Source organism: Neptunomonas japonica DSM 18939, assembly GCF_000422765.1.
Classification (GTDB): Bacteria; Pseudomonadota; Gammaproteobacteria; order Pseudomonadales; family Balneatricaceae; genus Neptunomonas; species Neptunomonas japonica.
Window position 1 is genome coordinate 146,624 of sequence record NZ_KE383916.1, and the last position, 26,069, is coordinate 172,692.

A 26,069-nucleotide genomic window follows, 5' to 3' on the forward strand; every position below is an offset into this window, starting at 1 on the left:
CAGAGCCAGAGCCAGAGCCAGAGCCAGAGCCAGAGCCAGAGCCAGAGCCAGAGCCAGAGCCAGAGCCAGAGCTTAATTGCGTTTTGGTCAATGTTTGTGGTCTTAAACTGGCAATACCTTTTGAAGGAATAGAGGGCGCGTTGACATTGAGTACCGTAACACTGCAGTTGAGTAATCAATACGACTGGGTTCTTGGCAGTTTTGAGCGTTCTTCATTTTCTACCGTGATTGTCGATACCGGGCAATGGTTATTGGAAGATAGATATGATGCAGCTCTATCACGTTATGCTGAGCTTATTGTGTTGGATGGTAAGAATTGGGCTTTGACGTGTGATGAGCTTGTAAAGTCTGTACGTATACCGCACAGTCGTATTAATATGAACAGTAATAAACAAGGTCGCCCTTGGATGCTTGGTACTTATATGGAAGAGCGTTGTGCCGTTGTAGATGTGGCGGCATTAGTGGCGCAGTTTGAGAAAGCAAGCTGACATTGCGATATTAAGTATGCAGTAGGATAGTGTATTGACAGAATCAAGTGTGTGGTTAGTCTCTTTTCTGAGTGTCATGGTTATTATTTTTGCAGGAATAAGTATTTATACTTTTTACAGGCAAAAACAACATGAACGCCAATATAAGGCTTTAGTGACTGTCTTACGTAATGAAATCCGCTCCATTACTGGAAGTTCCATTGGCATGGGAAAACGTTTGGTTGATATAGAGCAAAAGCTTAATATTACGGTAGAAAAGCAACTAGAGCTTGAGAATAGAGACCCTGGTGAGTTGGCTTATAATCAGGCTGCTCGCCTCATGGAAATGGGCGCTGATGTTGATGATCTTGTCAAAGATTGCGGTATCGGCCGCCCGGAAGCAGAATTGATGGCTTTATTACATAAAGAGCTGCATACGCATCAAGGGATTGAGCACGAAAATTAGTTTTTATTTTTAAGCTTATATGCAAAAGCAATGACTTCTGCGATAGCCTTATAGAGCGCTTCTGGTATTTCCTCTCCAATTTCTAGACGTATTAATACTTCTAATAATTCAGGGCTTTGGTGAACATGAATTTCGTGTTCATTTGCCAAGGCTAAAATTTGTTGAGCTATCTCACCTTTCCCTTTAGCGACAATAGTGGGTGCTGTAGCAGTACCACGGTTATATTTTAGCGCAATCGCTGATGCGTTTTTATCTTCATCCTTCATGTTTTAATATCTATTAATTGTTTCTGAATGGGTGCTTTTTGAGGTTGAGGTTTTCCTTGCTTACAGATTAGAGTGGGGACATTAAGGCCTAGCGTACTGAGTTGTTCTCTAAAGTCATTCAATTGACTTTTTATTGACGTTACTGTGTCGTGGTGTGAGCAAGTAAAAGCGGCTGTTAATTCGCTCTGTTCCTGATTAAGGCTGAGTTCTGCATCAATACTTCTGGATGTATCTAAATCAAAGTGTAACCGGACTTTCCAGATTGTTTCCAGTTCTTGGCGGCTGTTTTGCTGGCTCCTATGGCTTATGCGTAACTCAACGTTGTCTAGTGTTTCTTGGTTACGGATAGGAAGGTCTAATTGAAAGAAGCGTTCATTTGATTCTATTCTCTCTTGCCGGCTTTGGAGGCTCGTTAATTGATTAGTCGTTACACGCGCGAGTATTTTGTCGACAGTTGATTGGATAAGCTGTTTTTGTGAGTCAGGTAGTTGCTCTGCGAGTGCCTGAAGCTTTCCTAAAAACTGCTTCATATCTTTTGGAGATGATTGGTTGTTGGCTAGCTTGTTCTCGGTAAAAAGCCCTCCATAGTTAATGTTTTGTTTAATAGTTTGCTGAGCTTCTGCAGTACCGGGGCGTACGCCAAACAGCTGCATTAATGACTGCACCACTTTGTCAATTTGCCCTGCAGCGGCTGAGTTGCTGGCTACAGAGCTGTTTAAAAGCTGTTGTATGCCTGCCCCTAAAGAGATTTGTTGTGGGAGTTGCTCGCGTAAGCTGTTTTGTAGTGATGTTGCTTGTTGAGGCGTTAGTTGTGATGTTGCGGTTCCTGCTTTATCTATCGGAATAGGTTGAGTCCAGCTAATGCTAATTTGGTCCGTATGATTTCGTGATACTTGTATTTGCTGTAATGGAGGTAAGTTGGCAGTGGTTTGTAATGTTACTGTTGCCCCTTTTACGTTGAGTGTCAGTATATTGACAGCTTGTTCTGTCGAGTATTTAGTGGGTGTTGTATTTGGGAGTGCAGGGGGGGGGGATTGTGTGTTTGTCTGCTGAGTTGTAGGTTGCGTATGTTGTGCGGCTGTTTGTGGATTGGTTTGGGCAGAGACATTTTTTCCTTGTATAGGTATAACTTGAACTTGTGCTGCAGGGGCCGCCGTCGTAGCTGCTTTTACTGGTTCTGTTGTGAGTTGCGATGTCTGTGGCGTTGAAGGTTGAGGTGTTGCTGGCTGCGTAGGTTTTGCTTGAGTTGAAACAGCTGGTAGTGGTGTGTTTGCCATTGTAGTAGACGTCGATATGGTCGTAGCTGGTGTTGTCGCTTGAGGAGGTGCTGGTTGTTGCCGCGAAGGTGTTGGGTTTGTTTGAGGTGCTGCTGTCTGTGAAGAGGTTATAGGTAGCCCTTGTGTTTGTGATGTGACCTGGGCATTAATTGTTTGTCCGCGTGGGATGGTGTTAGCGAGTGTCGTTACATCTTTTTCTGAGCGAATAACAGGTATGACCGGTGTCTGGTAAGTTCTGGTAGTCGAGGCTTTATCTGCTAAGGGCAAAGAAGGAGTAGTGGCTACAGGTTTGTCAGCAGTGGTCGTTGTAGCCAGCTTAATAGCTAATTGGCCATCATTAGTACGAGAAATAAGCACCTTGCTACCCGCCGTTATAGGCTGTTGTGCTTTTAGCTCCATTAATACGCTGTTGCTTTCAAGTTTTAGTCTGAACACATTGGGGCTTAATTGATCTTGAGATACTTGCCGCACTGTTGCCTGTAAACTTCCGCCGGCAGGGATGAGCTTTTCAGCACTGCCAGTGCGTGTGTTCCCTGATGAATCCAGCAAGGAAAGCGATTGAGGGGTGATGGTATTCATGAATAAACACTTTTTACAATAAATCTGATCAAGAGCAATGCCCCAGCTGAGTCTAATTTGTATATAATGCCCTGCTTATACATCGGCCAGTAACCTATTTAGTGTAGCGCTATAGTTTTTAAAGCGCAGTTTTTGAGGAAAAGGTGTTGTTAGAACCGCTGTTAAATGTTGTTGATCTGTATTGCGAACGAGATGAACGGGTTCTGTTTGAGGGGCTTTCTTTTGGTCTGGCAGCCGGGGAACTTGTTCAGATTGAAGGTGCTAACGGCAGTGGGAAAACTACTCTCTTAAGAATTCTAAGTGGTTTGTCTGGTGACTATGAGGGTGAAGTTTTTTGGTGTGGTGAATCTGTTGCAAAAGTGAGAGATGACTTTTTCTCTTCCTTGTTATATTTCGGTCACCAGCCAGGCGTGAAAGGTATGCTAACGCCAGTTGAAAACTTGCAATGGTATAGTGCTATACATCCGGCTTTGTTGGCTGAGAAAATTTTCCCTGCATTAGAGATAGTGGGCCTTAAAGGTTACGAAGATGTGCCTTGCCACTCATTGTCTGCTGGACAGAATCGACGTGTTAGCTTAGCACGACTGTATATGAATACTGCCAAGTTATGGATTCTAGATGAGCCTTTTACTGCAATCGATAAAAGTGGAGTTGCAGCTAAAGAGCGTTTGTTAGCTGACCATGTTGCTTCGGGAGGAAGTGTTATTTTAACAACTCATCACGATTTGGCCTCCTGTGGGTCGGTAACAAAGATTAATCTTGACCAATTGATGGGAACTTGATGGCTGAATTGTGTACTAACTCTGCGGAAATATCGTTGGGGAAATTATTTTCTGCCGTGTTGAGAAGAGACTTGTTGCTGTCTTTTCGGCGTAAAAGTGATTTGGTTAACCCGTTGATCTTCTTTGTGATGGTTGCGACTTTGTTTCCTTTAGGTGTTAGTCCTGAGCCGAATTTCTTGGCCGACGTAGCACCTGGAGTGGTGTGGGTGGCTGCCCTTTTAGCAACACTGTTGTCTTTAGATGGTATATTCCGCTCGGATTATGAAGACGGCACTTTAGAACAAGTGATTTTAAGCCCTCAGCCGCTTATGGTGGTTTGTTTAGCAAAGGTAATGGCGCACTGGATGACAACAGGTTTACCACTGGCGTTGATGTCTCCTTTGCTTGGAGTCATGTTGTTTTTGCCTGTCAGTGCCATGTTTGGCATGGTGGTGAGCTTGTTGATTGGCACCTTGGTACTGAGTCTTATTGGCGCGATTGGCGCAGGCTTAACGGTAGGTTTAAAACGCGGTGGTGTGTTGATCTCTTTACTGGTCTTGCCACTGTATATACCCGTACTGATTTTTGGTTCTGGCGCAGTACAAGCTGCTGTTGCAGGGTTGCCTTTAGAAGGGTATTTTGCATTGCTTGGAGCCATGTTGGCTTTAGGCATGGTGTTGGCGCCATTTGCAATTAGTGCATCTGTACGCATTTCAGTTAGTGGTTAAGAGGTAAATGAAATATGGCAGGAAGTAGTTGGTTGCCACGCTGGTTTTATCAATTGGCATCACCTCGGTGGTGTTACGATATTACGGGCAAGTTACTGCCGAGTTTTTTTATAGCAGCTATTTTATTATTAATAGTTGGGGTCGTTTGGGCATTGGCATTTGCGCCGCCGGATTATCAGCAAGGTAATAGCTTTCGCATCATGTATCTGCACGTACCTTCCGCTATTCTTGCGCAGTCATGTTATATGCTGATGGCTATAGCTGGTGTTGTGGGGCTTATTTGGAAGATTAAGGTTGCAGATATGGTGGCATATGCATGCGCACCTATTGGTGCTTCTATTGCTGTCATGGCACTTGCCACTGGTGCTATTTGGGGCAAGCCTACATGGGGTTCATGGTGGGTGTGGGATGCTCGTTTGACGTCTATGCTGATTTTACTTTTCCTCTATATGGGGGTGATGGCGTTGTATGCAGCCATGGATAATGAATCCATGGCGGCAAAAGCCGCTTCTGTTTTATCTTTAGTGGGGCTGGTCAATATTCCTATCATTAAGTATTCCGTGGAGTGGTGGAATACTTTGCATCAGCCCGCGACATTTACGTTAACTGAAAAGCCCGCGATGCCTATTGAGATGTGGTTGCCTCTGTTAGTGATGGTGGTTGGTTTTTATTGCTTTTTTTCTGTGTCTTTAATGCTCAGGTTGCGAAATGAAATTATTCGTCGTGAGCGTCGCTCCGGCTGGGTTCGTGAGTTAGTAGCTTCTAAGTGAGGTCGTAGTGCAGTTCGAAACGATGTCTGAATTTATTACAATGGATGGCCATGGACTTTATGTATGGCTGTCATACGGGATTGGATTGTCGATAATTATCGGCAATCTAGTCTTACCATTATTTAAACGTAAAGAGCTAATAAAAAGTCTGGCTCGACGCCTGCGAAGGGAGAACAATACTCAATGAATCCTAAACGGAAAAAGAGGCTTACCCTCGTTATCTTTCTTGTGGTTGGTGTCAGTATGGCGGTAGGTTTAGCGTTATATGCGTTAAATCAAAATATAAACCTATTTTATTCGCCGCTGCAGATTGTTAATGGAGAAGCACCTCAAGATACACGTATTCGTGCAGGTGGAATGGTTGTTGAAGGCAGTGTAGTGAGAGATCAGAAAAGTTTACATGTGAAGTTTGAAATGACTGATTATGCTAAGACGGTACCGGTTGAATTCACAGGCATTCTTCCTGATTTATTTCGCGAAGGGCAGGGTATTGTTGCGCAAGGGTCATTAGACTCGCAGGGTGTTTTTCAGGCTGTAGAAGTGCTGGCTAAACATGATGAAAACTATATGCCACCTGAAGTGGCTGATGCATTGGAAAAGTCCGGAAAAATGCCGGTACCTCCTAAAGAGGCGTTTAATAAATGATTCCTGAGCTTGGGCAATACTCTCTCATATTGGCATTAAGTCTTTCTGTCCTATTATCAGTAGTGCCACTTGTTGGCGCTTACACTTCTAATAGTCTGTGGATGGGCTTTGCCCGGCCTTTATCAAAGGCACTGTTTTTATTTTTACTGATTAGCATGATGTGCCTTGGTTATGCTTTTTTGACTGATGATTTCTCAGTAGCTTATGTTGCGGGTAACTCCAATTCTGCTTTGCCTGTGTATTACAAGTTTAGTGCTATCTGGGGAGGGCATGAGGGATCTTTACTGCTGTGGGTCTTTATTCTAAGTGCTTGGACCTACGCTGTTGCAGTTAAAAGCTCAGAATTACCTTTGGATATTGTTGCTCGCGTATTGTCAGTCATGGGAATGATTAGCGTTGGCTTTACATCGTTTACCTTGATGACCTCTAGCCCCTTTACTCGCTTGCTGACCAATACTCCGCTTGAAGGAGGAGACCTTAATCCTTTATTGCAGGATATCGGTCTGATTATTCATCCCCCCATGCTTTACATGGGCTATGTGGGTTTCTCTGTGGCTTTTGCTTTTGCTATTGCTGCTCTTATGAGTGGTCGCTTGGATGCAGCATGGGCACGTTGGTCTCGTCCATGGACAAATGTTGCATGGGCATTTCTGACTTTTGGTATTGTGCTAGGTAGCTGGTGGGCTTATTACGAACTTGGTTGGGGCGGCTGGTGGTTTTGGGATCCGGTTGAGAATGCATCCTTTATGCCGTGGCTGGTCGGTACAGCATTGGTTCACAGCTTAGCAGCTACTGAAAAACGTGGTGTGTTTAAGAGCTGGACAGTCCTGCTTGCCATTTTTGCCTTCTCGCTAAGTTTATTAGGTACCTTTTTAGTACGTTCTGGGGTGTTAACATCTGTACATGCATTTGCTTCTGATCCTGAGCGTGGATTTTTTGTATTAGTCCTACTTAGTATAACGGTGGGTGGCTCATTTCTTCTGTATGCGATTAAAGCTGCACATGTCAAAAGCGAATCGTCTTTCGAATTAGTTTCTCGAGAAAGCTTCTTGCTGATTAACAATATTATGTTGGTTATTGTTTGCATGATGGTTTTACTGGGTACTTTATATCCGTTGATTATCGATGCGATGTCTTTGGGTAAAATATCAGTGGGGCCTCCTTACTTTAATGCGCTATTTGTACCATTAGTTGCTGTGATGGTGGTTTTCATGGGTATTGGATCTATTGCTCGTTGGAAAAAGACAGAACCAAATTACTTATTAAAACAGCTTGGTATTCCAGCAGTTGCTGCCATATCGTTAGGGTGCGCTTTTCCGCTGATATACGCAGGTACATTTGAGCTTAAAACGGCATTGGGTATGGTGTTAGCTTTTTGGGTTGTCATCGCAGTCGTGCGTGACCTGTTCAATAAAATCAGAAATAAACGTACTGTTTCAGCAGGCTTTAAAGGTTTGTCTCGTAGTTATATTGCTATGGTATTGGCGCATGCTGGCGTGGCTGTGTCTATTGTCGGTGTGGCGCTAGTCTCTGTTTATAATGAAGAGCGTGACCTTCGGATGGCACCTGGTGATACTTTAGTCTTCGAAAATTTCACTTTTGTCTTCGAAGGCTCGAAAAGCGTTGAAGGTCCGAATTACACCTCAGATATGGGTGTTCTGACTGTGCTAAAAAATGATCAGCAGCATTCTGTTATGTACCCTGAGAAACGTCTTTATACCGCTCGTGGTAATGTGATGACAGAGGCTGATATCGACCCTGGTTTGTTTGGTGATCTCTATGTTGCTATGGGTGAACCTTTAGAAGGTGATGCTTGGGCGATTCGTGTTCAATATAAGCCTTTTGTACGTTGGATTTGGTTAGGTGGTTTGATGATGGCGTTGGGTGGAGTATTAGCGGCAAGTGATCCGCGTTATCGAAAGCAACTAGCTCGTAAACCGACTAAAAATAAGTCGCTTTCCCCTGAAAGCGTAGCAGCATAAGGAACATGAATATGCGTCGTTTAGTCCTTTTTGTTCCATTGTTGATTTTTTTTGTGATGGGTGGATTGTTTTGGAAGGGTTTGCAGCTTGACCCTACTGAGCTTCCATCAGCACTTTTGGATAAACCGGTACCTGTTTTTAGTTTGCCTTCATTGCTGGACAATGACCGTGTGCTCACGCAAAAAGACTTACAGGGTAAACCTGCATTACTTAATGTCTGGGCAACGTGGTGTCCTACATGCAAACAAGAACATGCTCAGTTAAATAAAATAGCACGTGAAGAGGGTGTTGTTATTTACGGTATTAACTACAAGGATGATCGCGGAGCAGCAAAGGAATGGTTGCGTCGTTATAGAGATCCTTATGTATTGAATATATATGATGAGCAAGGAACATTAGGTTTAGATCTGGGTGTTTATGGTGCACCTGAGACTTATGTTTTAGATGCCCAAGGGATTATTCGTTATAAGCATGTGGGTGCAGTAACAGAGAAAGTATGGTTGAAGCTGCGTACTGTAATGCAACAGGTTTCTACAGAGTCTCAGGGGTAGTGATGAGATTAGTTATAGTAGTTTTTACATTGCTGTTCTCAATGGTCGCTAATGCGACTATTGATACGTATGAATTTAAAGATGATGCAACACGCGAACGCTTCCAGCAATTGACCAATGAGTTACGCTGTCCTAAATGTCAGAATCAAAATTTGGCCGGGTCTAACTCTCCTATCGCTTCTGATTTACGTCGAGAAATATATCGGATGGTGGAGGACGGTCAAAATGATGAGCAAATTGTTGATTTTATGGTCGCTCGTTATGGTGAGTTTGTGCTCTATCGACCTCGAGTGACAGGCAATACATGGGTTTTGTGGTATGGACCTTTTGTCTTGCTTGCGATCGGTGCTGTTGTGCTCTTAATACTCACCCGTAAACGCAAAAAAACAGCTGTTATAGATGAAACGCTGAACGAAAAAGACAAAGCACGCTTGGCGACACTGCTGGATAAAGGAAAGTCTAAATGATTCAATTATGGCTAGGTATTGCACTACTCACATTGGTAGCGCTTTCGTTTATTTTTATTCCTTTTATTAAAGCAAAGAAGTCACAACAGAGGGTGGCTGAAGTAGGTCGTAAGCATCAAAATATCGATATATTTCAGGAGCGTTTATCTGAATTAGATGCGGAGCGTGCAACGGGTAATTTGCAAGACCAAGAGTATGATGCTTTAAAATTAGAGCTTGAAAAAAACCTGTTAGAAGATGCCAGTGAAGAAGATTCAACTGTTGTTGATAATCCGATTGGCACAAAGCAATTAATAACCGTTACGCTGATGGCGTTGCTTGTACCTGTAATTGCTTTTGGACTGTACTTTGAATATGGAAGTGCTCGACAGTTGCAGGTGGCTATGGAGCACCCTAAACAGTTTGATTTTGAGAATGGTAAGCAGCCAACAGTTGATGAAGCGATTCAGATGTTGGTGAGTGAACTAAAGGAAAATCCAGAGAATGCTGAAGGATGGTACATCTTAGCGACAACGTATATGAATTTGGGTAAGTTTGAGGAAGGCGTCTCAAGTTTTAAGCGTGTTCTTGACATATTACCCAATGATGCGCCTCAGTATGTTGGTGTGATGGGGCAATATGCTCAAGGGCTGTATTTTGCTAAGGGAGGCAAAATGGATCAGGAAGTTAGGCAGCAGATTCAGCGCACGCTTGACCGAGAACCGTTAGAAGTAACCTCTTTAGGTTTGTTAGGAATCGATGCTTTTGAACAGTCTCGATTAGAAGATGCTATCGCATACTGGCGAAAGGCATTGGCTAATGCAGAGCCAGGGGCTGCAGAGTCTTTAAAAACAGGTATTCAAAGAGCGCTGGAGCAGCTAGCTAAAGAAGGCAAGGCTGTACCTGATATTCCAGAGCTAACCAGTGCTTCAATTCAGCTGAAAGTAGCTATAGATCCACAGTTAAGTGGTGAATTATCAGCAGAGCAGGTTGTTTTTGTATTTGCAAAGCCTGTTGGAGGGCGCATGCCGGTAGCAGCAGTGCGCTTAACGGTAGGCGAATTACCAAAAATGATAACGCTTGATGATAGTTTAGCCATGACGCCGCAAGCAAAGCTGTCGCTGCATCCGAATGTTGAGATAGCAGCACGAATTTCCATGACGGGTCAGCCTGAGGCTGTAGCAGGCGATTTGCAGTCAGCAAATGTTCTGGTTTCTGTTAAAGAGCTATCTGAGCCGGTAAACCTTCTTATTGATCAGATTGTTCAGTAAGGCTGTTCGGTTTATAGTAAGCGTATGATTGAGTTAATGTTTTCTGAGGCAAGTGTTTAAACATGGATATCGGCTTAAAAGAGTGGTTAATAATTGGGGGGCTTCTGCTTATTGGCCTAATTATTTTCGATGGCTGGCGCCGGATGAAAGGACAACGTAACACTTTGAAGATTGATATCGATAGAGGCTTTACTGACTCTGACGATACTGATGTAGCCGAGGGTGCTCATAACCCAGAGTTGCCCAATGGTGGTGCTAGGGCATTGCAAGATGATTATCATGATCAGTCTTACGTTCATGATGGAAAAGCGTTAAACACATCGGAGCGAATTGATCCTGGGTTTGATCATTTGAATGATCGTGTTGAGCTTAAAGCCGAGCCCCAAACAGAAAGCACTTATAAAAAAGCGAATCCTGAGACGGCTTATCAGCAGCCAGAAGGTAATCATTCAAATGCTGTGGCTTCAAATCCGCAGCCTGAGTTTGACTATAACGAATCGCCTAGACAGCTAGCTGAACAGCGTTACTCTCAGTCAGAAGAGTTGCCGGTAGAGCTAGACCCTTTGTTTGATGATATTCCTGAAATATTATCTCCTGTTAGGCAGCAAGTGGCTGAGCAGCGAGATACGACACCAACAGAGCAAAGTAAAAGCGACAATGAGCAGCCGTCCCCTGAAAAGTCAGAATATCTAGATCTTGAACAGCCTATTACAGTATTGATGCGTCAGGCCTCTGAGAAACAGGCTGAAGATGAAGCTCAACAGTCGCAAGAAGAGATGTTCTTCTATCCTGATGAACAGGTACCCAGTAGCGATAAGAATAATAATGGTTCAGAAGCGAACCCGAAACTTAGCCCTGAATTTGATAGTGAATATCAAGAAACTGAACGTGCTCATCATTATGAAGAGCCTAAGGTTTTACATAATAATGGTGCATCGGCGCCTGCGTCAGATCAGCAAGAACTCTCCTCTTCTTTGCATAATGCTAATGCAGACACCATTAATGAACCAGTTATTAGCTCAGAGCTTGATAGTGAATCGATTACAGAACCCACGGCTGGAGATTCTGAACTTAAGCCTGAACAAGACTCTCTGTTTGAAAGTGATCATTTAGAAAGTGCTAGGAGTGAGCGTAAAGCTCTTGAGCAAGCTCCTGAACCTGAAGAGGTGTTAGTCATAACGGTGGTTGGAAAACAGCAGCCTTTAGATGGACAAACACTGCTTCAAGTCGTACTGGCGTGTGGCATGCGCTTTGGTGATATGAGCTTATTTCATCGATTCGAAGAAGGCGTCGACAAGGGCCCTGTGCAGTTTAGTATGGCGAATGCGGTTAACCCAGGAACATTCGATTTAGAGCATATGTCTGAGATGACGACGCCGGGCGTGAGTTTCTTTATGTCGATGAGTGAACCTGAAGATGCTAAGAATGCTTTTGAATGTATGTTGGCAACAGCAGAAACGGTTTCAAAGCATTTAGGTGGTGATCTGCTAGATGAAAACCGTTCAGTGATGCGTCCACAAACCAAAGCGCATTATCGTGAGCGTATTCGCGAATTCGAAATGCATAAGCTTCACCGACGTAACCTTTCTTAAGATATTCTTAATTTAATCTGTTGGTCTTTTGATGGTTCCTGAGTATAAATATACCCAGAACCTCAAAAGGCTTTAGTGCGCTTGTTAATATAATAGAATTTTAAAATACTTTATGTCTGATGAAAAAACATTGTTTCAGGGTGATGCTGCTATGGCCGATATACTAATAGAAATTAAGCAGCTTCGCGCTGAGATTGATCAGCATAATTACCGGTACCATGTACAAGACGAACCTAGTATTCCCGATGCTGAGTACGATCGACTATTTAAGCAATTACAGGGGTTAGAGCAGACTTATCCTGAGCTTATATCTGGTGACTCTCCTACTCAGCGAGTGGGTAGTGCGCCTATCAGCGGTTTTGAAGAAGTTCAGCATGAAATGTCGATGTTATCACTTGATAATGCTTTCTCTGAAGAAGATCTGCGTGACTTTGATCGTCGTGTGCGTGAGCGCTTAGATGGTTTGTTAGAGGTTCCTTATGCCTGTGAGCCTAAACTAGATGGTATCGCTGTTAGTTTGATCTATGAAAAGGGTGAGCTGATCAGAGGCGCGACGCGTGGCGATGGCTCAACCGGTGAGAATATCACACACAATGTTAGAACGATTCCTTCTATTCCGTTAAGGCTTATGGGTGAAGGTATCCCCGAGCGCCTTGAGGTGCGTGGCGAAATTTATATGCCTAAAGCGGGTTTTAATGCGTTGAATAAGCGCGCGTTGGCTAAAGGCGAGAAAGCATTTGTTAATCCTCGAAATGCGGCAGCAGGAAGCTTACGTCAATTGGACGCACGTATTACAGCTACGCGCCCATTAGAAATGTGCTGCTATGGTATTGGCGTCTTTTCTGGCGGTGTAATGCCAGATACTCATGTGGCTTCTATGCAGCAGTTGAACCGTTGGGGTTTCAAGATAAGTCGCTACCTAGAGTTGGTCGAGGGTGCAGAAGGTTGTTTTGAGTACTATCAACGCATGGCTGAGTTGAGAAATAGCCTTCCTTATGAGATAGATGGTTTGGTATTTAAGGTAGATCAATACCAGTTACAAAAACATCTTGGGTTTGTATCAAGGTACCCGCGTTGGGCTATTGCGCATAAGTTTCCTGCACAAGAAGAGATGACTCAAGTTGAGAGTGTTGAGTTTCAAGTAGGACGTACAGGTGCCATCACACCAGTTGCTCGCTTAAAACCAGTTTTTGTTGGTGGTGTTACGGTCAGTAATGCAACGCTACATAATATGGATGAAATTGAACGCTTGGACTTGCATGTTAAGGACTGGGTTGTGATCCATCGTGCAGGTGAAGTGATTCCCAAAGTTGTAAGAGTGGTTGCTGATAAGCGCCCAGCTGATGCGAAAGAGGTTTGTTTTCCGCAGAGTTGCCCTGTTTGTGGTTCAGATATAGAAAAAATTGAAGGTGAAGCGGTTGCGCGTTGTAGTGGTGGCTTGAGTTGCTCTGCGCAACGTAAAGAGGCTTTACGCCATTATGCGTCTCGCAAGGCCATGAATATTGATGGGCTTGGCGAGAAGCTGATTGATGCGCTAGTAGATAAAGACTTATTAAAATCTATTGCAGATATCTATCTATTAAAGCATGCCGATATAGCAGGCCTAGAGAGGATGGGGTCTAAATCAGCAGATAATTTGCTGGTTGCTATCGAAAAGTCTAAATCAACAACATTAGCTCGTTTTATCTATTCGTTAGGTATTCGTGAGGTGGGAGAAGCGACCGCACGAAATTTAACCAGCATTTATGGTGATCTTGATGCTGTAGTTGCCGCTAATGAAGAGCAATTATTGGCTGTGCCTGATGTGGGTGAGATTGTAGCACACCATATCAGAACGTTTTTCCAGCAAACGCACAATCTTGACGTTGTTGCTGTCTTGAGAGAAGCGGGCGTTCATTGGCCTATGCAAGAATCAATACAGCTTGAAAATCAGCCTTTACTTAATAAAGTGTATGTTTTGACAGGTACGCTTGAACTAATGAGTAGAGATGACGCTAAAGCAAAGTTACAGCAGCTAGGCGCTAAAGTGTCTGGAAGTGTTTCGAAAAAAACTGACTGTGTAGTGGCGGGCCCAGGAGCGGGCAGTAAGCTGGCTAAAGCTGAATCTTTAGATGTATTAGTGTTAGACGAAGAAGCGTTTGTGGCGTTATTAGCGTCTTATGGAGTGGTTGCGTCATGATAGTGCCAATAGAGTCTATTTCTACTGAAGCTTTAGAGGGTTTGATAGAAGAGTTTGTTACACGTGATGGTACAGACTATGGCTACGACGAGACGCCCCTTATTTCGCGTGTAGAACAAGTTAAGAAGAAATTGCAGAATAAAGAAATCGTAGTTTTGTTTAATGAAGCTACAGATGAGGTGAACTTGGTGTTGAGTGAGCGTTTGAAAGGCTAAACATTGGAGCATCTGCATTTATTTTTAGAGTAAAGCCATCACCCTGGTTTCTGCTAGCTGCTTAATAATTCACGCCCAGCTCTCAATATGCGAGCCACTGATTAATAAACGTAAAAGGTCTGAACGACACACTATACCGAGGAGTTGGTTGTTCTCATTAAACACTGGCATCGCATTAATTTCATATTCTATGAAGCTAGATGAGATAACAGAGATGTCAGTTTCTGGTGATGCCGCAATTAATTGTTGAGTATAAAAGTTGGCAATGCTTACGGGTGAGTCTTTACCGTGTTCTATTATATCGATATACGAAATGATACCAACAGGATCATCGTCAGCATCAGTCACCATTAAATGACTGACATGTAACTCCTGCATTCTTGCCCATGCTGTTTTGAAGGTTACTTCACGAGCAATAGTATGAACAGGGTAGCTCATTACCTGAGCGGCCTTAAGTTTAGTGGCTTGCGGCTTCTTTTTTTCTGGATTGAGTGCACTGTAAGTATTTGCTGACTGCTCTTGTGGTTTTTTTGCAGATTCTTTGTCTAGGAACTGAGTGAAATTTTCACCATCGGCATGTACTTTTTTTTCTATACCAGCACTGTCGTGAAGGCCCTTGGAGGGCGCAGTGCTTTCAACGCCACGGGTAGGGAAAAGTGATTTTACCGGCGTTTCGATTCGGTTGCCGTGATCAATTACTATTAACGACATAGGTTATTTTCCATAGGTTACTACCCTGTTTATGTTAGCTCATTGTTTGAGTATCGGCTGGTATTGCAGCTCCTTGATAGTAGGCATCTATTTCTTTCCTTTAATGAGTGACTTGATAATAAAACGTGCCGGGTGCAGCGCTTGGCTTATTTCTCGTGGAATAGGAAGCGGTTCAGAGCATATGCTTGAAGCTAGATACTCTGCCATTAGCGGTGCGGTAATTAGCCCTTTTGAGCCGTGGCCTACATTCAAGTAAAGGCCTTTATGCAGCTCAGGAGGAGTGTTCTTAAACCTCCAGTTTTTATCGTCTCCTAATTTAGCGTATTGTTCAATATAAGCTGAAGCGACCGGTGCTGGGCCTGCAATAGGTAAATAATCAGGTGTTGAGCATCGGTAACCGACTCTTCCGCTCCAGTGATTTGGATTAGGAAGCTGGCTAGCAAAAGAGCTGGCTGAATTGGATATCATGGTTAAATTACTTTTATGGTCGGCCTCTCTTATTTGTGGAGACTGGTCGTGTAGGTCAAATGTTGCCCCGAAGGTGTATAGGTTGTTTAAAGGAGGGGATATATAACCTTCACCGCAGATAACCGTTTTCAACTTATCTTGATTGTCGTCAGTTTCGCTAATCGATACTTGCCCGCGGATCTTTTTAATAGGTAGGTGATTGAGTTGTTCAAACTCTTTTGCATGAACCGCTGATGCCATAATGACAATATCGGCAGTATGCTCTTGGTTGTTATGATCGAGCACTATCCAGCGTTGATCCGCTGTTTGTGTGAGTGATATGATCGATGTGGAAAGTGTTAACTTTATGTCAGGATGCTCAGTTAGTTTTTCGCAAAAAGCTTTGGGTTGTACCCATCCGGCTCTTGGGAAAAACAATGCTTGGTGTGCTATAGGTGTGCCGGCAATTTGCGAAGCCTCAGTGGCTGATTTAAGAGAAACTACATCGCTAGAGTAATCTCCACTGCTTGCGATAGCGTTTTGCTTAAGCGCTTCTTTTTCTGACGTGGCGAGTTGTAATACTCCGCATTGTGATGCTATTCGATTATCTAAGCATTGATAAGTGCTTAGCAGTCTTAGAGTATACTCTAAGCCACACAAGTGAAGCTCTCCGCCCAATGTTGGCTTGGTTGGTAGTTTTGCATAAAGCGCTCCTTGACGGTTGCCGGACGCTTCTTGGCAAATATCATCATGGCGATCGATTAACTGGACTTTGATGCCTCTTCGGGCGAGTGCTTCTGCCGTAGTGCAGCCTGCAAGTCCTGCTCCTATAATAATAGCGCTACTTGGTTTCTTAATTTTAGGGAGAGTAAACCAAGGAAGCTTTGTAGGCGCTGTCGCTGTTTTGGGTTTAGCGATTGTTCCTATTAGCATGTCTCTTTTTTTTCCAAATCCCGGTTTTTTCTTAATTTCAAAGCCTTCTTCAATCAGTCCTTTTCTAACAAAACTAGCGGCAGCATACGTGGCTAATGTTCCCTTGTTTTTTGTAAGCCTAGCTACATGAGAAAAGAGTTCTTGGCTCCACATGGCAGGGTTTTTGGCCGGAGAAAAACCGTCGAGATACCAAGCGTCAATCGCTGAGTCGATGCGCTGTAAGCTAGCAGCGGCATCGCCAATACAAAGGGTTAAATAAAAACGGCCTTTATCGAAGGTGAAGCGATGCATACCCTGAATATAAGGAGGATATTGCTCTAGTAATTGCTTCGTATAGTGTTGGAATTGAGGTTGTTGTGCGAGTGCTTTTTTTAAGTCATCGTATGAAAGAGGGTGCAGTTCGGTCGAGATGAAATGTGAGCCATGTAGATGTGATGTCGATAGTTGGTTTAATGTGTCGAGGGTGCAAAGTAAATTTGAGCCCGTTCCAAAACCAGTTTCAGCTATGGTTAGCCCGCTAGCTAGCTCATCTTTGCAGCGTTCTGTTAATTTATTACCATCAATAAATACGTAGCGACTCTCAGCAATACCATCTGCAAGGCTGCAATAATAATCACCGAATGATTCCGAAAGTGGTGCTCCTTCGGACCAGACAAGCCGGGCATGGTGTTGCTTCATGGACGTCTACTCGTTATTTAAAATTGTATTGTAAGGTAAGAAAGAGTGGGGATCGAATATCCTGACATATGAGTGCGAAAATGTGGGGTATTAAGGTGAATATTACCTGACTAGCAGGGAATAATTACCAATAAGTTATCATTGTTTTGTAGTGGGTGCCGCAGCATAGTACAGGCCTATTTGCTGTGCTAAACTTGCCAGCTGGCTTATAAATTAAAAGAAGATTTTTGGCCTTGTGTGGACTAATCTTTAAGGCTGTATAGCTAGTTTGTTTCTTCTTTTGAATATTTTATCTCAAAGAAAGAGTGGTTTGAAAAACAATCGCATCTTGGGTGAATATTAATTAACTGAATTTAATGACATTTGGCTCCTTTTCGAGCTTTTTATTGAAAGGCATTTCGATGAACTTTACTACTCATGATACTCGTATAGCAATTCTTGGTTTAGGTTATGTTGGACTTCCGCTGGCTGCCGAGTTTGGTAAGCATTTGTCAACGTTGGGTTTTGATATTAATAAAGCTCGATTAGAAGAGTTGCAAGGCGGTTTTGATAGTACCTTAGAAGTCAGCAATGAAGAGCTTGAACAAGCATCACTGTTAACATATAGCGCTGAAATTGATGCGCTCAAAAGTTGTAATGTGTTCATTGTGACAGTACCGACTCCAATTAATGAACATAAACAACCTGATCTTACGCCATTATTAAAAGCGAGTGCGGTGATTGGGAAGGCGTTGAAGCAAGGCGATGTTGTCATTTATGAGTCCACTGTGTATCCGGGAGCTACAGAAGAGGAATGTGTGCCTGTTCTAGAGCGTGAGTCCGGCCTTGTGTTTAATAAGGACTTTTACTGTGGATATAGCCCTGAGCGAATTAACCCAGGCGATAAAGAGCACCGTGTTACCAGCATCCTGAAGGTTACTTCTGGCTCAACCCCCGCCGTTGCTGATTTTGTTGACAACCTTTACCGTTCGATCATCACAGCGGGTACTTATAAAGCAAGCTCTATCAAAGTGGCTGAGGCAGCTAAGGTTATTGAAAATACGCAACGTGATGTCAATATTGGTTTGATCAACGAACTAGCAGTAATTTTTAATAAGCTAGATATCGACACTGAAGAGGTCCTTAAAGCAGCTGGGACTAAGTGGAACTTCTTGCCATTTCGTCCGGGTTTGGTAGGCGGTCATTGCATAGGTGTAGATCCCTACTATCTTACTCATAAAGCTCAATCTGTTGGCTATCACCCAGAGATAATTCTGGCAGGACGTCGTTTGAACGATGGTATGGGAGCTTATGTTGTCAGTCAGTTAGTTAAATCTATGTTGAAGAAGAGAATTCAAGTAGATGGTGCTCGTGTACTGGTGTTAGGTCTTACTTTTAAAGAAGACTGTCCTGACCTTAGAAACACGAAAGTGGTTGATATCGTGGGTGAACTTTCCGATTACGGTATTAATGTAGATTGTTATGATCCATGGATTAACGCTGCTGATGCAGAGCATGAATACAATATTACTCCAGTATCAGTACCTGATCAGGGTGCTTATGATGCAGTAATTATTGCAGTAGCTCATAAGCAGTTTAAAGAGATGGGTGCAGAAGGTATTCGTGCATTTGGTAAGCCTGAACATGTACTTTATGATCTTAAATATATTTTACCAGCTGATGCTGCCGATCTTCGTCTTTAAGGAAATAAAATGACTCGTTACGAACAGATTAAAACAGAACTGTTGGCAAGCCCTAAAACGTGGTTAGTAACAGGCGTAGCTGGCTTTATTGGCTCAAATTTATTAGAAACATTGCTGAAATTGAATCAGCGCGTAGTTGGCTTGGATAATTTTGCAACGGGGTTTCAGCATAACCTAGACGAGGTTGAAGCTCAGGTGAGCACTGAGCAATGGTTGGATTTTCAGTTTATCGAAGGTGATATTCGCCAACTGAGAGACTGCCATACTGCCTGTGTGGGTGTGGATTATGTACTTCATCAAGCTGCATTGGGTTCTGTGCCTCGTTCAATTGATGACCCTATCGCGACTAATGAAACGAATATTAGTGGTTTTTTAAATATGCTGGTAGCAGCGCGCGATGCAAAAGTTACAAGCTTTACTTATGCAGCAAGTAGCTCTACTTATGGTGATCATCCTGCCTTACCTAAAGTAGAAGAGAACATAGGTAACCCATTATCTCCATATGCCGTAACAAAATATGTTAATGAGTTGTATGCAGATGTTTTTTCGCGTACTTATGGTTTTAATACAATAGGTCTGCGTTATTTTAATGTTTTTGGTAAACGCCAGAACCCAAATGGTGCTTATGCTGCAGTTATACCTAAATGGGCTGACTCCATGATTAGCGGTGAAGAAATCTTCATTAATGGCGATGGTGAAACGAGTAGGGATTTTTGTTATATCGAAAATGCAGTGCAAGCAAACTTGTTGGCTTCAATGGCTGATGAGAATGTTAAGAATGAAGTGTATAATGTTGCTGTTGGTGATAGAACAACACTTAATGAGTTGTTCGATGAGCTGAAAAATGCACTCGAAAAGAACAATGTTGTCTATCAAGTAGATCGAATTTATCGTGACTTCAGAGTTGGTGATGTAAAGCATTCTCAAGCTGATATAAGCAAGGCGGCAGAAAAGATTGGCTACTCTCCTAAATACCGTATATCAGAAGGGATTGAAACAGCGATGCCTTGGTATATAGCTAATAGATAAATACGATCATTTTTTGTTGAATTATTAGGGTGTTTAGTAAATAAACACCCTTTTATTTTTTGAAAGTTAGTCCCATAAGGTAGGGTCTATTGAATCGTATTTTATCAAGCAAGGTTTCTTTACTACTATCACCACTTGTTTTTAGTGCTGGAGTTGCTGCTGCTCGTTTGTCACCGATTTTAATTGGTATTGCCCTTACTGCTTTTTTGGGTCAGGGCTTATCTGATTTTGTTTCTTTTCTTTTAATATGTAATATTTTAATTTCTTTTTCTTCGCAGGGTGCTCAGTCTTTAATAATTAGTTCTGAAGATAAAGAAAATACTACAGAGTACAGCGGTTTTTCGTTTTTTGTTTTGGTTGTTCTTTATTTGTTATTTGTTATTATGGATTTCCTTTATTTTAATTTGTATTCTTTTTTTGAAAGTATTTTAGTGCTGTGTTACTCATCAGGCTATCTTGGTATTAATTTATACTGTGCAGTTCTTAATAGAAATAAAGAAAATGTTAAAGCTGGTCTTTGCTGGCTGTTTACTGCGGGGGTTGTTTTTTTTGCTTCATTCTTGGTTGTTATTTTCTCTGAGTCTTATTTTGTTTTTTTAACTACATACTCAATGTTATGGTTTTTTTGGTGTCTCTATGTATTAAAAGACGTCGTTGAAATAAAAGTTTACAAAATATTGTCTGTATTGAAAATGAATAAAAAGAGTTTTGGAATGCTGTCAATGTTCGGTTGTATTCCAATGCTGGGGATGTACCTATTAAAGGTGGATTACGATAGTGGTGCTTCGGAATCTCAGATGCTAGGTTTTGCAGTAGGTTTTCAGATGTTCTCAATGTCTTTGTTTTTACCAGGGATTCTAGGTGCTTTGGTTGTGCCACGTTTAGTTGAAGTATTATCGAAGTCAAAAGAAGTAGGTTTTCGCTGGAAAAGCTTACCCTTGCTTTTTTATGTATTGTTAAGTAGTACTCTTGCTGTTCTTGGTAGTGTTTTTTCATTCGATATTTTTTCTTTATATGTAGATGTCCCATTAATTGAACAAGTTGATTTGTTGAGATCATTTTTATGGGTGGCGGTGTTAGGCGCTGTTAATGCTTATTTTATACAAATAGTAATGGCTAAAAGGCAATATGAAAGTTTGTTTATGTCATCTATTTTGTGGTTGCTGGTTATTGTATTTGTTGCATCCGTGTATGCACCTGCTCCAATATATTTATCGTTAGGGAGTGCATATGTTGCATCAACATTTTATCTGCTTATTACCAGCAGGAGAGTAGTATGAAAAAAGTGTATTTCTTGGCTAATGCCTATAGCCCTCATGTAAGGCAATGGCTTTATAAAAATAAAGAAATTAATGTTGATGTTGATGTTCTTACTATAGATGTTGATGGGCCGGTTAAGCCGGAGGCTAACATTAGTTATATAGGGCTCCCAATTTTAAGAAAGTTCAAGTTATTACAATATATCTATGCAGGACTTTATTTGCGCTGTAGTAGGAAGTATATTGGCTTGTTACATGCACATAACACGTCCGGATACGGGTTGACTGCATATTTGTCAGGGCGAGATTACTACCTCACAACCTATGGCAGTGAAATCTATTCTTGCGATCATAAGAGCGCTCTCTATTATAGAGTTATTAAGATGATACTTGATAAAGCATTAAGAGTGTCATCTACAACGCAAAAAATGAAATCTTATCTTATTGAGACGCTAGATATTTTTCCAAACAAAATATTTAATTTTTCACTAGGTGTTAATGAAACCTTTTCAAATTCAACTATTACTGAAAAAAAGCAATTCATCATATTTTCTAATAGGCGTATCGGAGAGTTATATAATACTGATCTTATAATTGATGGGTTTTATGAGTTTGTTAAGAAAGTTCCCGGCGCTAATGCCAAACTTATATTGTTGGAAGGTGATCTCGATCCTAAATATGCTGAAATTATTTACAATAAAGTAGATAGTTATGGATTGGGAGATAGTATTGAGTTTGTTAAAGGCTTTGTTGCTGAAAGTGAACTAGTAGAGTGTTTTAATAGATCCATCTGCTCTATATCTATACCAAAATCTGATCAGTTATCTTCATCGATTTTAGAGTCTATATCCGCAGGTGTCTTGCCAATAGTAAGTCAGCTATCAGCATACGATATTTTGATTTCTTCAGGTGTTGTCTCTGTTGTTGAAAATTCAGTAGTTGATAATTTTGAAGATATTTATTTCAAATTTATTAATAATGAGTTAGATGACTTTAGAGAAAAATTAATGAATTTTTCTAATAATTTAGATCAAGATGTTAAGGGTGATTTGAAAAAATTCTATTCTGAAAATTAAATTATTGATTTCTTGCTTGTACGTGATTGGTAGATTAATTTTTTATCTAAATTGTAATTTTGATAGAATATAACCAATAATATATGGCTGATAGGTTTATAAATGAAACAGGTTTTGCAAGATATGATAAAAGGCGGATCTACTATTGTTGAGTCTCCTACGCCTCAAGCTACTCAAGGCAACCTAGTTATAAATACAACGACTACCTTGATTTCAGCTGGAACTGAGCGAATGTTGGTTGGTTTTGGTAAAGCCAGTTTAGTTGAAAAAGCGAGACAGCAGCCTGATAAAGTCAAAATGGTACTTGAGAAGGTACAAACAGATGGTCTGATGACAACAATAGATGCAGTAAAGTCTAAATTAGCGCAGCCTTTGCCTCTTGGATACTGCAATGTAGGCGTTATTGCTGATCTAGGAAAGAATACTGATGGGTTTAAAGTGGGTGATCGTGTTGTTTCTAATGGCCCGCATTCTGATGTCGTTCGCGTAGGCAAAAACCTTTGCGCAAAGATACCAGATAACGTAACTGATGATGAGGCCGTTTTTACTGTTGTGGCAAGTATTGGGCTTCAGGGCTTGCGACTGGCTGAGCCAACTATAGGTGAGTGTTTTGTTGTAACTGGTGTTGGTTTAATTGGGTTACTGACTGTGCAGTTGTTGAGGGCGCAGGGATGTCGTGTTCTTGCTATTGACTTTGATGATTCAAAGTTAGACCTTGCTCGTGAATTTGGTGCAGAAGTTTGTAATCCTAGCAAAGGTGAAGATCCAATTGCCGCCGGTATGGCCTTTAGTCGTGGTGTAGGTGTTGATGCTGTAATTATTACCGCTTCTACAAAATCGAATGATCCTATTGTTCAAGCAGCACGAATGAGCCGCAAGCGTGGCCGAATAGTGTTAGTTGGTGTGATTGGTTTAGAGTTAAATAGAGCAGACTTTTATGAAAAGGAGCTTAGTTTTCAAGTCTCCTGTTCATATGGACCGGGTCGGTATGATCCTAGCTACGAAGAGGCGGGGCATGACTACCCATTAGCGTTTGTACGCTGGACTGAACAACGTAATTTTGAAGCTATACTAGATATGATGGAAAGTGGGGCTCTTAATGTTAAGGAGCTGATTAGTCATCGATTTAAATTTGAAGATTCTGCTGAAGCTTATGATTTGTTAGTAGCCGATGGCACTGCTTTGGGTATTTTGTTGCAATACACGAGTAGTTTGTCTTCACGGCATGTAACCACCGTTAATCTAACCCCCACTGCTGTATATAAAAAAGAAGGACCTATTGTAGGCTTTGTTGGTGCCGGTAATTATGCATCAAGAGTGTTGATTCCTGCTTTTAAAGCAGCAGGTGCTGAAATGCACAGTATTGCCACATCTGGAGGAGTTAATGGCGTAATACATGGTAGTAAAGCAGGCTTCTCAGAAGCGACCACTGATACTTCATCTATGATAAGCAATAGAAACATTAATACTATAGCTATTGCGACGCGGCATAGCAGCCATGCTAGTTTTGTTGTTGATGCATTGAAAGAAAATAAAAATGTGTTTGTCGAAAAGCCGTTAGCTATAACTCATGAAGAATTGAATCATGTTAAAGAAATATATAACCAAAAGCTGTTAGAAGACAAAGCACCAAGACTAATGGTTGGATTTAATCGTAGATTTTCACCTCAAATACAAAAAATGAAAGCGTTACTCGAGCCGATAAAAGAACCTAAAAGTTTTATTATGACAATGAATGCTGGCCTCATACCTTCAGAACATTGGACTCAGAATAGTTTGATAGGAGGAGGGCGAATTATTGGTGAGGCATGTCATTTCGTTGATTTAATGCGTTTTTTGGCAGGCTCCAAAATTATATCGGTTCAAGCTCGGCGAATGGGGCAGGTTGAAGGTATTGATATAGTAGAGGATAAAGCAGCTATTATATTGGGCTTTGCAGATGGTTCTTTTGGAACTATTCATTATTTGGCCAATGGTTCGGCAAGCTTTCCTAAAGAGCGTATTGAAGTTTTTGCCGCAGGTGGAACTCTACAACTAGATAATTTTAGGAAGCTAAAGGGTTATGGGTGGGAAGGCTTTAAAAAAATGAACTTGTGGAAGCAAGATAAAGGACAGAATGCGTGTGCTGCTGCTTTTTTAGATAGTATTAAAGCAGGCAGTGAAGCCCCAATTGATGCTAATGAGCTGTTTGAAGTAGCCAGGGTAACAATTGATATTGCTGAAAAATTACGTGCGCAATAGTGCTTATTACTAAAGTAAAAACAGCACTTTCTTTAGGTATTATGAACTTTTTACGTTTTTTTGCGTATAAAATTGGAATATCAACTGGGTTGAACCCAGTAAGAAAAATTAGTGCCCGAACGGAGTCGGGTAGTTTTTTTCTTCCATATAAAGGTCAACTACAAAACCTGAAAGTGAATGATCAATGGCTTGGGGCACATACTTTTTTTGGGGAAAAAAATAGCGCACTCAGTATCCCTAATTGGCAACTGAACTGTTTGACTCATAGCTCTGTATGCTATGAGGGTACGCCCTGGTTTCTTATTTCGGATTTTGATAAAAACATAGGTGACATCAAAGGGATATGGGAAGCATCTCGCTTTGACTGGGTTCTGTGTTATGCCCAAAGTGCTGCTAACGGTAATGAAAATGATTTAAACAGTTTGAATCTCTGGTTGAATGATTGGCTATCTGAAAACCCTCCTTACTTAGGGATTAACTGGAAGTGCGGTCAAGAAGCATCGATACGCGTTATGCATTTAGCAATGGCGGCTAAAGTATTAGGGCAATCACAAAGAAGCAGCACTGTACTCGTCTCATTTATTAAAGCGCATCTCAAACGTATATCACCAACTATTATGTACGCGATCGCTCAAGATAATAACCATGGCACTTCAGAAGCCGCCGCGTTATTTATTGGTGGGAGCTGGTTGTCTATTCATGGTGATGTTGATGGCCTCAAGTGGGAAAAACAAGGTCGCAAGTGGCTTGAAAATAGGGCAGAACGACTCATTGATAGTGATGGTAGCTTTAGTCAGTATTCAATGACTTATCATCGCGTAATGTTAGATACATTCTGTATGGCGGAAGTTTGGCGCAAAGAGCTAGCCTTACCAGCGTTCAGTCCACATTTATACTCTAAGTTAAAAGTTGCCACTTTGTGGCTTTTCCAGATGACCCAGAGAGTATCAGGAGATGCTCCAAACTTAGGAGCAAACGACGGCGCTCGGTTGTTACCCCTAACGGCTACTGACTACCGTGATTTTAGGCCTTGTGTTCAACTTTCTTCATGTGTTTTTTTGGGTAAGGCCGCTTACCTTGAAGCCGGTGATTGGGATTTGCCTTTGCAATGGCTGGGTTACTCCAAACCAAGTATAGAGATAGAAGAAGCTACCTCAGTAGACTTAGAAGGTGGCGGCTATGCTTTGTTGAGAAGAAGGAATGCTTTTGCTGTACTTAACTATCCGCACTTTAAATTTAGGCCTAGTCAGTGTGATGCATTACATGTTGATTTTTGGTACTACGGCGAGAATATTCTTCGAGATGGCGGGACTTACAGCTATAACGCAGGTCAAAAATTTATCGATTACTACGGTGGTGTTGAGAGTCATAATACAGTGCAGTTTGATTCCCATCAGCAGATGCCTCGTTTAAGCCGTTTCTTATTGGGTGATTGGCTTAAAACGGAAGCAAAATCAGGATTGGTTGAGAATAAAGAGTGTAGTATGTTTTCAGCATCATACCAGGACGGGTTTGGTTGTGCTCATACACGATACCTCTCCCTGAACGAAAATGATTTTAAAGTGATTGATGCTGTAAGCGGCTTTAAGAGGAGTGCTATTTTACGTTGGCGCTTACAGCCAGAAGAGTGGGAGCTAATAGGTAATACCCTTGTAAGCCCTAAATTTCGTATTCAAATTAGTGCGGATGTCTCTATTACACGATTGGAATTAGTACACGGATTTGAATCTAAGTATTACTATCAGGAATCTGAATTACCTGTTTTGGAAGTTGAAATAGAACAGGCTGGCCATATCACAACGGAAATATTTTTCTAAT

The 26,069-nt window shown here is 41.8% G+C and carries 24 protein-coding genes; 20 read left to right on the top strand and 4 right to left on the bottom strand.

Annotated features, from left to right (window positions below; translation table 11 throughout):
* A partial coding sequence (locus G511_RS0119895; RefSeq protein ID WP_211224943.1) for a chemotaxis protein CheW occupies positions 1-488 on the top strand: 488 nt, incomplete at its 5' end.
* A gap of 34 nt (positions 489-522) precedes the next feature.
* Positions 523-933 (top strand): DUF2802 domain-containing protein, encoded by a 411-nt coding sequence (locus G511_RS0119900; RefSeq protein ID WP_028471209.1) that lies wholly within the window; start codon positions 523-525, stop codon positions 931-933.
* Here the strand turns inward: G511_RS0119900 and G511_RS0119905 are convergent.
* Both G511_RS0119905 and fliK read right to left on the bottom strand, forming a co-directional pair.
* Positions 930-1,199: an EscU/YscU/HrcU family type III secretion system export apparatus switch protein gene (locus G511_RS0119905; RefSeq protein WP_028471210.1), complete on the bottom strand. Its 270-nt coding sequence runs from the start codon at positions 1,197-1,199 to the stop codon at positions 930-932. The genes G511_RS0119900 and G511_RS0119905 overlap by 4 nt on opposite strands.
* Complete coding sequence (gene fliK, locus G511_RS0119910; protein WP_028471211.1) at positions 1,196-3,055, bottom strand: flagellar hook-length control protein FliK; 1,860 nt, start codon at positions 3,053-3,055, stop codon at positions 1,196-1,198. The genes G511_RS0119905 and fliK overlap by 4 nt, the downstream gene beginning before the upstream one ends.
* A gap of 143 nt (positions 3,056-3,198) precedes the next feature.
* Here fliK and ccmA point away from each other — a divergent pair, with 143 nt between their 5' ends.
* The 12 genes from ccmA (at position 3,199) to G511_RS0119965 (ending at position 14,195) form a co-directional block, all read left to right on the top strand.
* Complete coding sequence (ccmA, locus tag G511_RS0119915; RefSeq protein ID WP_342664813.1) at positions 3,199-3,837, top strand: cytochrome c biogenesis heme-transporting ATPase CcmA; 639 nt, start codon at positions 3,199-3,201, stop codon at positions 3,835-3,837.
* Positions 3,837-4,544, top strand: a complete 708-nt coding sequence (gene ccmB / locus G511_RS0119920; RefSeq protein ID WP_051222274.1) for a heme exporter protein CcmB — start codon at positions 3,837-3,839, stop codon at positions 4,542-4,544. The genes ccmA and ccmB overlap by 1 nt, the downstream gene beginning before the upstream one ends.
* 14 nt (positions 4,545-4,558) lie before the next feature.
* Positions 4,559-5,314 (top strand): heme ABC transporter permease, encoded by a 756-nt coding sequence (locus G511_RS0119925; protein ID WP_028471214.1) that lies wholly within the window; start codon positions 4,559-4,561, stop codon positions 5,312-5,314.
* A gap of 40 nt (positions 5,315-5,354) precedes the next feature.
* Complete coding sequence (gene ccmD / locus G511_RS24275) at positions 5,355-5,501, top strand: heme exporter protein CcmD (protein WP_245574203.1); 147 nt, start codon at positions 5,355-5,357, stop codon at positions 5,499-5,501.
* The gene (ccmE, locus tag G511_RS0119930) at positions 5,498-5,959 is read left to right on the top strand and encodes a cytochrome c maturation protein CcmE (RefSeq protein WP_028471215.1); all 462 of its coding nucleotides are present in this window, start codon (positions 5,498-5,500) and stop codon (positions 5,957-5,959) included. The genes ccmD and ccmE overlap by 4 nt, the downstream gene beginning before the upstream one ends.
* Positions 5,956-7,941: a heme lyase CcmF/NrfE family subunit gene (locus tag G511_RS0119935; RefSeq protein ID WP_028471216.1), complete on the top strand. Its 1,986-nt coding sequence runs from the start codon at positions 5,956-5,958 to the stop codon at positions 7,939-7,941. Before ccmE ends, G511_RS0119935 begins: the two co-directional genes overlap by 4 nt.
* Before the next feature lie 11 nt (positions 7,942-7,952).
* Positions 7,953-8,492, top strand: coding sequence for a DsbE family thiol:disulfide interchange protein (locus tag G511_RS0119940; RefSeq protein ID WP_028471217.1), 540 nt, complete (start codon positions 7,953-7,955; stop codon positions 8,490-8,492).
* Between the two features lie 2 nt (positions 8,493-8,494).
* Positions 8,495-8,959, top strand: coding sequence for a cytochrome c-type biogenesis protein (locus G511_RS0119945; protein WP_028471218.1), 465 nt, complete (start codon positions 8,495-8,497; stop codon positions 8,957-8,959).
* Positions 8,956-10,209: a c-type cytochrome biogenesis protein CcmI gene (gene ccmI, locus G511_RS0119950; RefSeq protein ID WP_028471219.1), complete on the top strand. Its 1,254-nt coding sequence runs from the start codon at positions 8,956-8,958 to the stop codon at positions 10,207-10,209. The genes G511_RS0119945 and ccmI overlap by 4 nt, the downstream gene beginning before the upstream one ends.
* A 62-nt stretch (positions 10,210-10,271) precedes the next feature.
* Entirely contained in the window at positions 10,272-11,801 is a 1,530-nt protein-coding gene (gene zipA / locus G511_RS24045; RefSeq protein WP_051222276.1) for a cell division protein ZipA, read from the top strand.
* 112 nt (positions 11,802-11,913) lie between these two features.
* Positions 11,914-13,980: an NAD-dependent DNA ligase LigA gene (gene ligA, locus G511_RS0119960; protein WP_245574194.1), complete on the top strand. Its 2,067-nt coding sequence runs from the start codon at positions 11,914-11,916 to the stop codon at positions 13,978-13,980.
* On the top strand, positions 13,977-14,195 hold the full coding sequence (locus tag G511_RS0119965; protein ID WP_028471221.1) for a YheU family protein: 219 nt from the start codon (positions 13,977-13,979) through the stop codon (positions 14,193-14,195). The genes ligA and G511_RS0119965 overlap by 4 nt, the downstream gene beginning before the upstream one ends.
* A gap of 69 nt (positions 14,196-14,264) precedes the next feature.
* Here the strand turns inward: G511_RS0119965 and G511_RS0119970 are convergent, their stop codons facing one another.
* Together G511_RS0119970 and mnmC are read right to left on the bottom strand one after the other, a co-directional pair.
* Positions 14,265-14,906, bottom strand: coding sequence for a CBS domain-containing protein (locus G511_RS0119970; protein ID WP_028471222.1), 642 nt, complete (start codon positions 14,904-14,906; stop codon positions 14,265-14,267).
* Positions 14,907-14,993: 87 nt separating this feature from the next.
* Positions 14,994-16,964, bottom strand: coding sequence for a bifunctional tRNA (5-methylaminomethyl-2-thiouridine)(34)-methyltransferase MnmC2/FAD-dependent 5-carboxymethylaminomethyl-2-thiouridine(34) oxidoreductase MnmC1 (gene mnmC / locus G511_RS0119975; RefSeq protein ID WP_028471223.1), 1,971 nt, complete (start codon positions 16,962-16,964; stop codon positions 14,994-14,996).
* Between the two features lie 401 nt (positions 16,965-17,365).
* Between mnmC and tviB the strand changes: the two genes are divergently transcribed.
* The 6 genes from tviB to G511_RS0120005 all read left to right on the top strand — a co-directional run bounded on the left by tviB (position 17,366) and on the right by G511_RS0120005 (position 26,068).
* Positions 17,366-18,646 (top strand): Vi polysaccharide biosynthesis UDP-N-acetylglucosamine C-6 dehydrogenase TviB, encoded by a 1,281-nt coding sequence (tviB, locus tag G511_RS0119980; RefSeq protein WP_028471224.1) that lies wholly within the window; start codon positions 17,366-17,368, stop codon positions 18,644-18,646.
* Positions 18,647-18,655: 9 nt separating this feature from the next.
* Positions 18,656-19,675 carry an NAD-dependent epimerase/dehydratase family protein gene (locus G511_RS0119985; protein WP_028471225.1) on the top strand — a complete coding sequence of 340 codons (1,020 nt, stop codon included), beginning with the start codon at positions 18,656-18,658 and terminating at the stop codon, positions 19,673-19,675.
* 89 nt (positions 19,676-19,764) lie between these two features.
* Positions 19,765-20,955, top strand: coding sequence for a hypothetical protein (locus tag G511_RS0119990; protein ID WP_028471226.1), 1,191 nt, complete (start codon positions 19,765-19,767; stop codon positions 20,953-20,955).
* Positions 20,952-22,010: a glycosyltransferase gene (locus tag G511_RS0119995; protein WP_028471227.1), complete on the top strand. Its 1,059-nt coding sequence runs from the start codon at positions 20,952-20,954 to the stop codon at positions 22,008-22,010. Before G511_RS0119990 ends, G511_RS0119995 begins: the two co-directional genes overlap by 4 nt.
* A 102-nt stretch (positions 22,011-22,112) precedes the next feature.
* Positions 22,113-24,251, top strand: coding sequence for a bi-domain-containing oxidoreductase (locus G511_RS0120000; RefSeq protein ID WP_028471228.1), 2,139 nt, complete (start codon positions 22,113-22,115; stop codon positions 24,249-24,251).
* Positions 24,251-26,068, top strand: a complete 1,818-nt coding sequence (locus G511_RS0120005) for a heparinase II/III family protein (RefSeq protein WP_211224944.1) — start codon at positions 24,251-24,253, stop codon at positions 26,066-26,068. Before G511_RS0120000 ends, G511_RS0120005 begins: the two co-directional genes overlap by 1 nt.
* Position 26,069: the final 1 nt, after the last annotated feature.

Coding starts and splice junctions, on each gene's coding strand:
- mnmC (WP_028471223.1), bottom strand. CDS start 16,964: ATGAAGCAACACCATGCCCGGCTTGTCTGGTCCGAAGGAGCACCACTT.
- ccmD (WP_245574203.1), top strand. CDS start 5,355: ATGGATGGCCATGGACTTTATGTATGGCTGTCATACGGGATTGGATTG.
- zipA (WP_051222276.1), top strand. CDS start 10,272: ATGGATATCGGCTTAAAAGAGTGGTTAATAATTGGGGGGCTTCTGCTT.
- tviB (WP_028471224.1), top strand. CDS start 17,366: ATGAACTTTACTACTCATGATACTCGTATAGCAATTCTTGGTTTAGGT.
- G511_RS0119945 (WP_028471218.1), top strand. CDS start 8,495: ATGAGATTAGTTATAGTAGTTTTTACATTGCTGTTCTCAATGGTCGCT.
- G511_RS0119905 (WP_028471210.1), bottom strand. CDS start 1,199: ATGAAGGATGAAGATAAAAACGCATCAGCGATTGCGCTAAAATATAAC.
- G511_RS0119985 (WP_028471225.1), top strand. CDS start 18,656: ATGACTCGTTACGAACAGATTAAAACAGAACTGTTGGCAAGCCCTAAA.
- G511_RS0119970 (WP_028471222.1), bottom strand. CDS start 14,906: ATGTCGTTAATAGTAATTGATCACGGCAACCGAATCGAAACGCCGGTA.
- ccmI (WP_028471219.1), top strand. CDS start 8,956: ATGATTCAATTATGGCTAGGTATTGCACTACTCACATTGGTAGCGCTT.
- fliK (WP_028471211.1), bottom strand. CDS start 3,055: ATGAATACCATCACCCCTCAATCGCTTTCCTTGCTGGATTCATCAGGG.
- G511_RS0119965 (WP_028471221.1), top strand. CDS start 13,977: ATGATAGTGCCAATAGAGTCTATTTCTACTGAAGCTTTAGAGGGTTTG.
- G511_RS0119940 (WP_028471217.1), top strand. CDS start 7,953: ATGCGTCGTTTAGTCCTTTTTGTTCCATTGTTGATTTTTTTTGTGATG.
- G511_RS0119935 (WP_028471216.1), top strand. CDS start 5,956: ATGATTCCTGAGCTTGGGCAATACTCTCTCATATTGGCATTAAGTCTT.
- ccmB (WP_051222274.1), top strand. CDS start 3,837: ATGGCTGAATTGTGTACTAACTCTGCGGAAATATCGTTGGGGAAATTA.
- G511_RS0119925 (WP_028471214.1), top strand. CDS start 4,559: ATGGCAGGAAGTAGTTGGTTGCCACGCTGGTTTTATCAATTGGCATCA.
- ccmE (WP_028471215.1), top strand. CDS start 5,498: ATGAATCCTAAACGGAAAAAGAGGCTTACCCTCGTTATCTTTCTTGTG.
- ligA (WP_245574194.1), top strand. CDS start 11,914: ATGTCTGATGAAAAAACATTGTTTCAGGGTGATGCTGCTATGGCCGAT.
- G511_RS0120000 (WP_028471228.1), top strand. CDS start 22,113: ATGAAACAGGTTTTGCAAGATATGATAAAAGGCGGATCTACTATTGTT.
- G511_RS0119995 (WP_028471227.1), top strand. CDS start 20,952: ATGAAAAAAGTGTATTTCTTGGCTAATGCCTATAGCCCTCATGTAAGG.